We start from the raw sequence: 11,767 nt of genomic DNA on the forward strand, positions 1-11,767 counted from the left end.
CGAAAGGCGTACGGGCACGCCTTTCGCTTGCCCATGGTTACTGGCGCGCACATCGCGCCCTAACGGAGGTAACCATGAAGCATATCCGCACCAGCCGACTCCTCGCTGCCATCGCCGTGGCCGCGGCCGCCATCCCCGCCATGGCGCAGACGCCAGGCACGCCGCGCGGCTCCTACGACCCGTATTCGCAGGGCGCGCGCAGCACCGACAAGTTCGACCCCTATACGCAGGGCGCCAACGCGCCGACGCGTACTGACCTTGCCCCGACGGCACCCGCGGCCACCGCGCCCGAAGCCCGGCCGTCGACCATGCCGGCGCAGCCCGGCATGCCAGGCACGACCATGCAGCGCACCCCGGACCCGTATATGGACGGCGCCCGCTGGGAAAGCCCTGACCTGGGCCGCCGCATCGGCAAGCCCAACCAGTTCCTCGACGGGGCCTGAGCGGCGCACTTTCAACCGTTGAGCGAGACCGGCCATGCGAATGCAACCGGACTTACCGTCCCTTGTAAATCCTGCCCACGCGCGTGAGCCCGACGACACCCGGGCCGTGGCCGAGGCACCGGCGGCGTTGCACTGTCCGCCGACGCGCGCGGCGGGCCTGGCCCAGATGACGGTGGTCAGCTACAACATCCACCGCGCGGTCGGCACTGACCGCCGCTACCGCCCGGACCGGATCGCCGCCGTGCTCGAGGAACTCGACGCCGACATCGTGGCGCTGCAGGAGGTGGAGTCGGGCAGCAGCAATGACCATACGCTGGAATACCTGGCCGGACATACCGGCATGCATGTGGTGTCGGGCTTTACGCGGGTGCGCGGCAGCGCCGACTACGGCAATGCGCTGCTGACGCGCTTCGCGCCCGAGGCCGTGAACCAGATCGACCTGACCGTCAAGGGCTGCGAGCCGCGCGGCGCCATCGACGCGACCGTGGCGTGCACCGCGTCGGGGTGCGCCAACCCGCTGCGCGTGATCGCCACCCACCTGGGCCTGCGCCCGGGCGAGCGCCGCCACCAGGTGCAGCAGTTGCTCAACTACGTCGCCACCGCACCGCCGTTGCCGACCATCCTGCTGGGCGACGTCAACGAATGGTTCTTGTGGGGCCGGCCGCTGCGCTGGCTGCACGCCTATTTCGAACACACCCCGCACACGGCGACGTTTCCGTCGCGGCTGCCGCTGTTTGCGCTCGACCGCATCTGGGTGTCGCCGCGCGCGCATCTGGTGTCGGTGGCCAGCCACCGCTCGCCGCTGGCGCGCGTGGCCTCGGATCACCTGCCGCTGGTGGCCTGTTTCGAGCTGCCGCAAGGCGGGTGGGATCAGCGGCGTACCACGGCGCGTGAAGGAGGACTTCAATGAAACATCGTGACGACGAATACCTGCGCAGGCGCCCCGACCACCAGTACGGCAGCAACGACCAGGGCTACAGCGGCATTCCCGCGCAGGCGCGCAACCGCAGGCAGCGCAACCTGACCGCGGGCCGCTACGGCAATACCGCCGAGCGCCTGCCGCGCGATGCGTCCCACCCGTTCGAAACCGAGGAGGAAGGCTGGTACGGCAGGGTGGTGGAATCCTGGCGCTGGGGCCCCGCGACGGAGCCCTGGGACGAGGCCCGCTATGAAGATGAATGGTCGCGGCGCCGCGCGCCGTATCGAGAAGAGCGCTGGGAGGACCGGCGCGACTGGTATGGCGGGCCTGCGGGCGGGCCTTATGGCACCTCCTATGGCACCTCGGGCGGCTACGGCGCGGAGGACTGGGATACGCCGGCGTACCGTGGCTACGGCCGGGGCGGTCCGAAGAACTACCGCCGCGGCGACGACCGCATCCACGATGAAGTCTGCGACCGGCTCGCGCATGCGCAGGAGCTCGACGTCAGCGAAGTCACGGTGCGGGTGCAGGATGGCCTGGTGACGCTGGAGGGGCACGTCGGCGATCGCCGCAGCAAGTACGACATCGAAGAGATTGCCGAGCGCGTGTTCGGCGTGCAGGACGTGATCAACCATATCCGGGTGCGGCCCTACGGCATCCTGGCGTCGGAATGACGGAAGGCGGCTCCGTAGCGGAGCCGCCGACTTGTGGTTCTGCAATGCCGTGCCATGGGCTAATGCCGTTCAGTTAGGGTTTGCCAGCTAACCCCGCCGGCTATCCCGCCCGGGATGCCGGGGCGGGTTCTCTTCGCGCTCGTCGGTGCGGTCGGCCTTGTCGACGGGAAGGTCGGAAGGCAGTGCCTCCGCTGCACGCACCACTTCGTCGGCGATCTCTTCCTCGGGCGTTTCCTCTTCCTCAGGGCTGTGCGCGTCTTCATCGCGCTGCTCGAGTTCGTTCTCGATATCGTCGGTTTCCTGGTCGAGGTCCGGGTCCAGCGTGCTGGGGATGTTGCCGGCCTCGCTGCGCGCCGCACCAGTGGCGGTATTCTGGCGCGAACGGCCTCGGCCCGAGGCGGCTTGCGCGCCTTCGCGCCGGCCACCCGCCAACGGGCTGCCCACGCGGTCGGTGCGGGTGCCGGCATGCCGGGTGGGGCCGGTACGTACGGTCTTGCTCATCATGCCTCCTGTTCGGGTGGGTGCAAGGGGGTGCCGCGGTTCAGTAGTTCTCGACCGGCGGCTCGCTTTCCTCCGGCTTGCCGCCGGGGCGCCGGACCGAGGGCGGCTCGCCGTTCTCGTCGGGAATGTCGTGCTCGCGCTCGACATCGTGGCGCCGGTCGCGCCCCGGCTTGCCGCGCTCATGCTCGGTGTCCGGACCGCCCTTGTGCGGGTCGCGGGGCTCGCTGCGGCGGCGGGTGGTGTCGTGGTCGGGCTGGCGATGGGTGCTCATCACGTCTCCATCAAGGTTGGCATGGCGCTGCCGGCGGGAAGACAGGTCAGTCGGTGCCGGCGCGCAGTTCATCCGAGACCGCGCTGACGCCGCGCACGGAACGCGCCAGTTCCATGGCCATCGTACGCTGTTTGTCGTCGCGCACGGTGCCTTCGAGCCTGACCACGCCGTCGGTGGTCGAAACCCGGATCTTGCCCGGATCCAGCGTGCGCGCATTGGCCAGGCGCGCCTGGACCTCGGCCGTGATGGCGCGGTCGCTGGCGGCAGCGGTGTCGCGCGGCGCCGCGGTGCGGCCAGTGGAAGACGGCGCCGCGGGCGCATCGGTCGCGGCGGCTGCGGCCGGCTGCGAGGCCGCCCCGGCCAGCACGGCCAGCGGCAGCGCCAGCGCGGCGATGCGGGAGCGGTAGCGTGCGGTCATAGGGCCCTCCTGTCGATGCTGGCGGGCCTGCGGTTCGGCCCGCCCCTGCAGTTGGCCTGCAAGCTCCGTTCCCGCGCGGCCAAGCGCCCAGGCAAGGCCATGGGCGGGCACGCGCTGCGCCACGACGCGGCCTGTGCGCCATGCGGCGCTGCCGCCGGTGCGGCGTGTGGCCGCACGCGCCGTAGTTTTTACAGGCGCTGCAGAAACTGCATGGCGCGCGTGGCGGACCCGGCGCAGTGCGCCGGAAGTCGTTGCGCGGGCTTTGGCGCGGCGCCTGGGCGCGCCGCTTGCGTTCCGTCCTGTGCTGGCGTGCGGTCCTGTCTATAGTGAAGGAAATGCTGGCAAAAACTGGCGTGCGGCAGGTGCCGGCGAGCACCCGCAACGCCGGCCTTCCCGCCGCGGCGCAGCGTGCGCCGTGTGCTGCCGGGCCCGACAGCGCGGGGGAGCGTATCGCCGTTGCGAGGAAGCTATGAACCTAGCCAGCATTCTGTCCACCGTGGTCCTGGCCTCGTCGGTGTCGGTGTCGTCGGCACCGGTCGAGCGCCAGCTGCTTGCCATCACGCCTTCGGACTTCGCCCAGCGTTTCAACACCGTTGCGCAGGACACCGGTTCCGGCCTGGCGCTGCCCAGCTTCAAGGTCAAGCCGGGATGGCACCGCGCCGCGCCCAGTTCGGGGGTGTCGGTGCTGGTGCGCGCCAGCCGCGCCGGCTACGCCATCGATGAAGTGGTGGTGGTGTGCCGCGAGGTCGAACGCTGCTTCCTGACCATCTGCACCGCCGCGCTTGCCATCGACGACAGCGTCAATCCGATGCTGCTGCAGCGCTTTATCGTGGCCCGCATCGCCACCGAGCTCGGCGAGGTCGGCCTGGTGATGTCGGGGCTCGCGTACATCGTGGTGACGCCCAAGGAAGACGACTACGTGGCCGTGGTGATCCGGCCCTACCTGCCGCAGGAGCGCAGCGCCTCGCCGACGCAGGCATCGCGCGGGCCCTTCGCGCCGGTGGTATTGCAGCCGACGGCGCCACCGCACTCCTGAGCCTGAGGCGTCAGGGCTCGCGCAGCAGCAGCGCCACCGGCAGGCCGCCCAGCACTTCGCGCAGCCGCAGGCGCCCCATGGGGGCGTCGATGACATGGCCGGTCAGGGCATCGGTCCAGCGGCTGGGTTGGGGCGCGCCGACGTTGAGCGTGGTGTCGCCCCAGGCCGCTTGCGGAATGCGCGGCATGGCGGGGTCGACGCGCGCGGCGGCAAGCCGGGTCACCACGGTGATGGCCTGGCGTCCGTCGGCAGTTCGGGCGAACGCCAGCACCTGCGGCACCAGCGCACCCTGCGCGGCCAGCATGCTGTACTGGCCGTCGGCGAACAGCGCCGCATGCGCGCGCCGCACCGCCAGCACCTGGCGCACCAGCTGCTGCTTGATGCGGCCGTCGCGCCAGTGCGCCAGCCAGTGGGCCCAGCCTGCGCTGCAGCTTAGCCGGGCCTGCAGCCGGGCGTAGTCGGGCGGGCGCCGGTTGTCGGGATCGACCAGGCTCAGGTCCCAGCCTTCGCAGCCCTGGTAGCGGTCCGGGATGCCGGGCGCGGTCAGTTGCACCAGCACCTGCGCCAGGCTGTTGACGGCCCCGGCCACGGCAATGCGTTGGGCGAACTGGCCGATCTGCGCCAGCACGCCGCCGGGCCCCCCCTCGGGCCCGCCGGCGGCGATGCCGCGCAGGAAGGCCTCGCACGCGGCTTCGTAGTCGAGGTCGGGGCAGGTCCAGTTGCCATGGCGCTTGGCTTCGCGGATGGCCTTGCGCTGCCACGCGCCAATGCGCTCCAGCAAAGGCTGCGCGGCGCCGGCATCGGCGGCAAGGCCGGGGTCCTCCATCGGCCAGGCGCCGACCAGGGTCTGGTACAGCATCAGCCGGTCGACGGGGTCGGGTGCCTGCAGCGGTGCCGCCCGCAGCGGTGCCGACGCGGCCTCCCACGCGGCCACGGCGTCGGCCCATGCATGCGGCATCTCGCTCAGCACCGCCAGGCGCATGCGCGCGTCCTCGCCGCGCTTGTGGTCGTGGGTGGCGGTGGCCAGCATGGCGTAGGGGCAGGCCAGCCGCCGCGCCGCCATGCGGGCGTGGAACTGTGCCGGCGGCAGCGCCAGCCGGGCCGGATCGCTGCCGACTTCATTGCGCGACAGCAGCCGGCCGTAGCGGTAGAAAGCGGTGTCTTCGCCGGCCTTGGCCGCGAGCGCCGGCATCAGTTGCTGCAGCCGGCGGCGCAGCGCGCCGGTCTCGCTGTCCGCCGGCGCAGTGGTGCGCAGGCAGCCGCCGATAAAGGCAAGGGCAACCGCTTCGTCGGGCGCCAGGCCGGCGCGTGCGGTCTGCATGGCCTGGTCGAGCATGGCATCGTCGGCAAGGGCGGCGCCGGCATCGCGTTCGGCAGGGCTGGCATCGAAGTAGCTGCGATACACCGGCACCGCCGCCATCAGTGCCTCCAGCGCGCGCCGCAGCGCCGCCCGGGTCAGGTCGCGCGTGCCGGGCTCCTGCTCGGCGCAGTCGCGCAGGCACGCGGCGGCGCCTTCGAATTCCGTCACCAGGTGCCGCGTCAGCACCTGGCGCCGCGCGGCCTCGACCTGCGCGGCGAAGCTGCGCGCATCGCCGCTGACCCTCGTCCACAGCGCGTCCAGCGCCGCCTCGCCGTCGCCGTCGTGCAGCACCGCGGCGACCTCGTCCATGAAGTCGTAGCCGGTGGTGCCATGCACCTGCCAGTCCGGCGCCAGGCGCTCGCGCGGGCCGAGGATCTTTTCCACCACCAGCCAGGGACGCTCCAGCCGCAGCGTTGGCGGACGCGCGGCGGCATGGTGGTCCAGCTCGGCGCGCAGCCGGCGGCAGTAGCCGGCGGGATCGGCCAGGCCGTCGACATGATCCACGCGCACGCCGTCGATCCAGCCCTCGCGCAGCAGGCGCAACACCAGCGCATGGACGGCATCGAACACGCGCGGGTCTTCCTCGCGCACGCCGACCAGGTCGCTGATCTCGAAGAAGCGGCGCCAGTTCTGCGCGGCAGCCGCGGTGCGCCACCACGCCAGCCGGTAGTGCTGGCGTTCCAGCAAGGCATGGAGCCGGCCGCGGCCGTCGGTGCGCGTGGCGTCGTACCAGGCCGGGCCGGCGCGTTCGGCCTCGGCATCCACGCTGCCCGGCGCCAGCGGCAGCGTGTGGTCGAAATAGCGCAGATGGGCGGGAGCATCGTCGCCGGCGGGGACCCAGCGCAGTTCGCCGGCCACCACGGTATCCCAGTACGACTGGCCCAGGATCGGCAGCAGCACCTTGCCGTGCAGCGCCGCGTCGCGCGGGGTCCAGTCGATGTCGAAGGCGGCTGCGTGGGGGCTGCCGCGGCCGTGCGCCAGCACGTCGCGCCACCAGCGGTTGTGGGTGGGATCGGCCGCCATATGGTTGGGCACGATGTCGGCGATCAGGCCGAGGCCGGCGTCGCGGGCGCGCGCGGCCAGCGCTTTCAGTGCGGGCTCGCCGCCCAGCTCGGCGCGCACGGCGGTGAAATCGGTGACGTCATAGCCATGGGTCGAGCCGGGCCGCGCCTCGCAGATCGGCGACAGGTAGAGGTGGCTGACGCCCAGCGCGGCGTAATAGCCAACCACGGCGGCGGCATCGGCAAAGGTGAAGCCCGGATGCAGCTGCAGCCGGGCGGTCGCGCGCGGCAAGGCCTGTGGCGCGCCGTCAGGCCTCATCGCGCGCGGGCCGCGGCGGGCTCGCACACGGTGGCCACGCAGCAGCGCTGCGGCAGCAGCCCGGCCGACAGGGCGGCGGCCGCGCCGGTGCAGCTCTCATGCAGCGCGGTGCTGCGGTCGTGGCACGGCCGCGTGCACGGCACGGCCTCGTGGCCCAGGTTCAGCCACAGGCTCAGCTCTACGCCGTCCATCAGCCGCCAGCGTGCGCACAGCGCCGCCGGCCCCAGCACATCGACGCCGGCGCTCTGGCAGCCGGCGAGCCGGTGCAGCAGTTCGCGGCGCCGCACGGCAAGCAGCTCGCGGTAGTACGGCGTCCACTCGCCGTCATCGTCGAAGCACGGGCGCGAGGCGTCGAAGGTGGCCGGGTCATTGGGATCGGGGATCGCCGCCGCGCGCGCGTCGTCGCGGAACGCGGCGGTCGCGGCGAACTCGCGCCGGCGGCCGTCGCGCACGGCGCGGGCCAGCTCGGGCGGATGGCTGGTGAAATACAGGAACGGCTGCGCGGTGCCGGTTTCTTCGCCCATGAACACCAGCGGCACCTGTGGGCATAGCAGCTGCAAGGCGATGGCCGCGCGCAGCGCTTCGGCATCGGCCAGTTGCGTCAACCGCTCGCCGAAGGCGCGGTTGCCGGTCTGGTCGTGGTTCTGCAGGAAGCAGACAAAGGCCGTCGGCGGCAGGTGCGCGCTGGGCTGGCCGCGCCGCACGCCCTCCGCCACCGCGGGCAGCGCGGCGGAGCGGAACGCCGACCGTTCGCCCTGGTAGGCAAAGCCTTCGCCAAGCACGCGCACGAGGTGCCGCAGCGCCGGCACGCCGCGGCTGGCGGCCGCGCTGTCGCCATCGCCGCCATTGCCGGTTTCCGGGGCGGTGCGGTAGTCGCCGTAGTAGCCGTCCTCCTCGCCGGTCAGCAGCACGTGCAGCGCGTGGTGGGCATCGTCGTTCCACTGCGCATCGTAGCCCGCGGCCAGCAGCGCGGCATCGTTGTTGTCGTTCTCCAGCACCAGGTGCACATGGCGATGGGCGCCATCGCCGTCGGCCAGCGCGGCGCGCAATTCGCCCGGCAGCGCCGCCAGCCAGCCTTCGTCCTCGATCGCATGCACGGCGTCCAGGCGCAGGCCGTCGAAGCGGAACTGCTCGAGCCAGTAGCGCGCGTTCTCGGTAAAGAAGCGCCGCACCTGCGGCCGGCGGAAATCGATGGCAGGCCCCCAGGGGGTCTGGCGGTCGGCGCGGAAGAAGGCGCTGGCGTAGCGGTGCAGGTAGTTGCCTTCCGGGCCGAAATGGTTGTAGACCACGTCCAGCAGCACCATCATGCCCAACTGGTGCGCGCGATCGACCAGTGCGCGCAGTTCGTCCGGGGTGCCGTAGCCGGACTCCGGCGCAAATGGCAACACGCCGTCATAGCCCCAGTTGCGCGTGCCGGGAAACTCGGCGACCGGCATCAGCTCGACCGCGGTGAAGCCCAGCGCCGCAAGCCGCGGCAGTTGCTGCGCGGCGCCCGCATAGCCGCCGCACAGGCCAACGTGCATTTCATAGATGATGGCTTCGTGCCAGGGGCGGCCGCGCCAGTCCGGGCAGGTCCACGCAAACGCGCTGGCGGCGTCGCGCGCCGGCACGATGCTGGGGCCGTGGACGTCGTCGGCCTGCCAGCGCGAGGCCGGGTCCGGCACGGTGGTGCCGTCGTCGAGCCGGAACCAGTAGCGCGCGCCGGCGCAGCCCGCCACGATCGCCTCGAACCAGCCGTTGGGACCGCATGCCATCGGCACCGGGCCCAGCCCGGCGATCTCCACCCGCACCGCGTGGCCCTGCTCGGCCGCGTCGGGCGCCCACAGCCGGAAGCGCACGCGCCCGTCCGGCAGCCAGGCGGGCCCGAACAGGTAGTCCTGGGCAGGTTCGTCGTGCGCGGGGAAGGCGGATGCCGAAGGCGCGGCAAAGCAGTCGAACGGCGCCAGCCGCGGCCCGGCGGAGCGGGTGCCGGGGGCAAGGAGAAAGGGGTCGGCGTTCAAATTCGGCTCCTGCCTGCTTGGGAAAGTAGACGTCCTTGCGCAATGCGAACTCCATGCCAGCAGAACGGCGCTTTCGCGGCGCCACCGGCGTGCCCGCGGCGCGGTGCGGGGCGGGCTTTGTTACCTGTGGCATTGTAGAAACTACCCTGCGCTTTGCCCCACCCGCCGGCGACGCGCGCAAGCGCTGCGCGCCTCAGGCCGCGCGCGGCCCGCTCACCGCGGCTTCCGCCTGCCCGGGCGAACCGCTGGCGCGGTGCAGCAGCCGCACCGGCACTGGCGCGACATGCCAGATGCGTTCGCAGTATTCGCGAATGGCACGATCCGACGAAAAGCGTCCGGAGCGCGCGCACGACAGCACCGACATGCGCTGCCAGCGCGCCGGGTCGGCATACGCGGCCGATACCTGCTGCTGGCAATCGATATAGGAAGCGAAGTCCGCCATCAGCAGGTAGGGGTCGTGCCCGTGCTGCGGCTCGAACAACGGTCGGAACAGCCCGGGTTCGCCGCGCGAGAAAAAGCCCTGCTGGACCAGGTCGATCACGGCGCGCAGTTGCGGGTTGCTGTGGTAATACGCCGCCGGGTCGTAGCCGCTGTCGCGCAGCGCATAGACCTCGGGCGCGGTCAGGCCGAACGGGAAGAAGTTGTCATGGCCCACCGCTTCGCGCAGTTCGATATTGGCGCCGTCCATGGTGCCGATATTCAACGCGCCGTTCATCGCGAACTTCATGTTGCCGGTGCCGGAGGCTTCCTTGCCCGCCAGCGAGATCTGCTCGGCCAGGTCCGCCGCCGGGTAGATGCGCTGGCCGTAGGTGACGTTGAAGTTGGGCAGGAACACCACCTTGAGCCGGTCGCGCACCTGCGGGTCGCGGTTGACCACGTCGGCCACCGAGGTGATGAAGCGGATCATCAGCTTGGCATAGGCGTAGCCGGGCGCGGCCTTGCCGCCAAAGAGGAAGGTGCGCGGCTGGATCTGCGCGCCGGGATCGGACTTGATGCGGTGGTACAGCGCAATCACATGCAGCACCGCCAGGTGCTGGCGCTTGTATTCGTGGATGCGCTTGACCATCACGTCGAACATCGACGACGGGTCGACCACCACGCCGGTGGTGTCGCGCACCAGTTGCGCCAGGTCGGTCTTGTTGGCGCGGCGCGCGGCCTGCCAGGACTCGCGGAAACCGGCGTCGTCGGCATACGGCTCCAGCGCGCGCAACTGTTCGAGGTCCGAGATCCAGCCGTCGCCGATCGCATCCGATACCAGCCGGGTCAGCCGCGGGTTGGACAGCGCCAGCCAGCGCCGCGGCGTCACGCCGTTGGTGATGCTGGTGAACTTCTCCGGCCACATGTCGTAGAAGTCCTTCAGCACGTCCTCGCGCATCAGGCGCGAATGCAACTCGGCCACGCCGTTGATGGCATGGCTGCCGACGCACGCCAGGTTGGCCATGCGCACATGGCGCTGGCCGTGCTCGTCGATCAGCGACAGCCGCGCCAGGCGCGATTCGTCGCCGTAGAAGCGGATCCGCACCTCGTCGAGGAAGCGCGCGTTGATCTCCAGGATGATCTCGAGGTGGCGCGGCAGCACCCGCCCGAACAGCGGCAGCGGCCACTGCTCCAGCGCCTCGGGCAGCAGCGTGTGGTTGGTATAGGCGAAGGCGTTCTGCGTGATGTGCCAGGCCTCGTTCCACGGCAGGTCATGCTCGTCGACCAGCAGCCGCATCAGCTCGGCGATGCCGACGGCGGGGTGGGTGTCATTGAGCTGCACCGCGAACTTCTCGTGGAAGCGCGTCACCGGGATGCCGTCGACCGCGAGCAGCCGCAGCATGTCCTGCAGCGAGCAGGCGACAAAGAAATACTGCTGCTCGAGCCGCAGTTCCTTGCCCTGCGTGGTCTCGTCGTTGGGGTAGAGCACCTTGGTCAGGTTCTCCGAGGTCACCTTCTTGCTGACGGCGCCAAGGTAGTCGCCGCGGTTGAAGGTATGGAAGTCGAACGCCTCGGTCGCGTCCGCGCGCCACAGCCGCAGCGTGTTCACGGTGTTGACGCGGTAGCCCAGGATCGGCGAATCGAACGGCACGCCGACCACGGTCTTGGCCGGCACCCAGCGCACGCGGTAGTGGCCGCGGTCGTCGGTGTAGTGCTCGGTGTGCCCGCCCAGGCGCACCTGCACCGCCCATTCGGAGCGCTGGATTTCCCACGGGTTGCCGTTGCGCAGCCAGGTGTCGGTCTTCTCCACCTGCATGCCGTCCATGATGATCTGCTGGAAGATGCCGTACTCGTAGCGGATGCCATAGCCCAGCGCGGGAATTTCCAGCGTGGCCAGCGAGTCCATGAAGCACGCCGCCAGCCGTCCCAGGCCGCCGTTGCCCAGGCCCGGCTCGACTTCCTGGTCGAGGATGCGGTCGAGGTCGAGCCCGGCTGCGTCCATGGCCTCGCTGACCTCGTCGAAGATGCCCAGGTTGATCAGGTTGTTGCCCAGGTGCGGGCCCATCAGGAATTCGGCGGAGAGATAGGCCACCGTGCGCGACGGCTGCCCCAGGTAGGCTTCGGCGGTGCTGATCCAGCGCTGCACCAGGCGGTCGCGCACGGTATGCGCGGCGGCCTGGTAGAGGTCGTTCTCGCTGGCATGCCCGGGCAGCTTGCCCTGGGTATGGAACACGTGGTCGAGAAAGGCCTGGCGCAGGCTGGCGCCGGACAGGGCGGTGCGGGTGTCATCGGCATGCTCGGGCCGGACGGCTTCGTTCATGGCGGGGCTCCTGACGCATGGGAGTGGGTCAAGCTTAGCGGATCGGGCGGCGGTTGCACGAAGGATCCGGACGGCGGTTTCGGGCACT

At 70.9% G+C, this 11,767-nt stretch carries 10 protein-coding genes; 4 read left to right on the top strand and 6 right to left on the bottom strand.

Going from position 1 to position 11,767, the window contains the following annotated elements:
• The first annotated feature begins 74 nt into the window (after positions 1-74).
• The 3 genes from LIN44_RS17130 to LIN44_RS17140 are packed head-to-tail and all read left to right on the top strand — an operon-like array spanning position 75 to position 2,036.
• Positions 75-443 (top strand): endonuclease, encoded by a 369-nt coding sequence (locus LIN44_RS17130; RefSeq protein ID WP_227315473.1) that lies wholly within the window; start codon positions 75-77, stop codon positions 441-443.
• 40 nt (positions 444-483) lie between these two features.
• Positions 484-1,353, top strand: coding sequence for an endonuclease/exonuclease/phosphatase family protein (locus LIN44_RS17135; RefSeq protein ID WP_227315474.1), 870 nt, complete (start codon positions 484-486; stop codon positions 1,351-1,353).
• The gene (locus tag LIN44_RS17140) at positions 1,350-2,036 is read left to right on the top strand and encodes a BON domain-containing protein (protein WP_227315475.1); all 687 of its coding nucleotides are present in this window, start codon (positions 1,350-1,352) and stop codon (positions 2,034-2,036) included. The genes LIN44_RS17135 and LIN44_RS17140 overlap by 4 nt, the downstream gene beginning before the upstream one ends.
• A gap of 87 nt (positions 2,037-2,123) precedes the next feature.
• On the opposite strand, the gene LIN44_RS17145 is transcribed toward LIN44_RS17140, so the two are convergent.
• Genes LIN44_RS17145 through LIN44_RS17155 form a run of 3 tightly spaced genes read right to left on the bottom strand, consistent with a single transcriptional unit; the run spans position 2,124 to position 3,226 of the window.
• Positions 2,124-2,537, bottom strand: coding sequence for a hypothetical protein (locus LIN44_RS17145; protein WP_227315476.1), 414 nt, complete (start codon positions 2,535-2,537; stop codon positions 2,124-2,126).
• 40 nt (positions 2,538-2,577) lie between these two features.
• The gene (locus LIN44_RS17150) at positions 2,578-2,808 is read right to left on the bottom strand and encodes a hypothetical protein (RefSeq protein ID WP_025585081.1); all 231 of its coding nucleotides are present in this window, start codon (positions 2,806-2,808) and stop codon (positions 2,578-2,580) included.
• Positions 2,809-2,854: 46 nt separating this feature from the next.
• Positions 2,855-3,226, bottom strand: a complete 372-nt coding sequence (locus LIN44_RS17155; RefSeq protein WP_227315477.1) for a BON domain-containing protein — start codon at positions 3,224-3,226, stop codon at positions 2,855-2,857.
• A 469-nt stretch (positions 3,227-3,695) separates the two neighbouring features.
• On the opposite strand from LIN44_RS17155, the gene LIN44_RS17160 reads away from it, so the two are divergent.
• Positions 3,696-4,262: a malto-oligosyltrehalose synthase gene (locus tag LIN44_RS17160; RefSeq protein ID WP_227315478.1), complete on the top strand. Its 567-nt coding sequence runs from the start codon at positions 3,696-3,698 to the stop codon at positions 4,260-4,262.
• 10 nt (positions 4,263-4,272) lie between these two features.
• On the opposite strand, the gene treY is transcribed toward LIN44_RS17160, so the two are convergent.
• From treY to LIN44_RS17175, 3 genes are all read right to left on the bottom strand, one after another.
• Positions 4,273-6,942 carry a malto-oligosyltrehalose synthase gene (treY, locus tag LIN44_RS17165; RefSeq protein WP_227315479.1) on the bottom strand — a complete coding sequence of 890 codons (2,670 nt, stop codon included), beginning with the start codon at positions 6,940-6,942 and terminating at the stop codon, positions 4,273-4,275.
• Positions 6,939-8,942, bottom strand: a complete 2,004-nt coding sequence (gene treZ, locus LIN44_RS17170; RefSeq protein WP_227315480.1) for a malto-oligosyltrehalose trehalohydrolase — start codon at positions 8,940-8,942, stop codon at positions 6,939-6,941. The genes treY and treZ overlap by 4 nt, the downstream gene beginning before the upstream one ends.
• 193 nt (positions 8,943-9,135) lie before the next feature.
• Positions 9,136-11,679: a glycogen/starch/alpha-glucan phosphorylase gene (locus LIN44_RS17175; protein WP_227315481.1), complete on the bottom strand. Its 2,544-nt coding sequence runs from the start codon at positions 11,677-11,679 to the stop codon at positions 9,136-9,138.
• Positions 11,680-11,767 lie beyond the last annotated feature (88 nt).

This window comes from Cupriavidus sp. MP-37, assembly GCF_020618415.1.
GTDB lineage: Bacteria > Pseudomonadota > Gammaproteobacteria > Burkholderiales > Burkholderiaceae > Cupriavidus.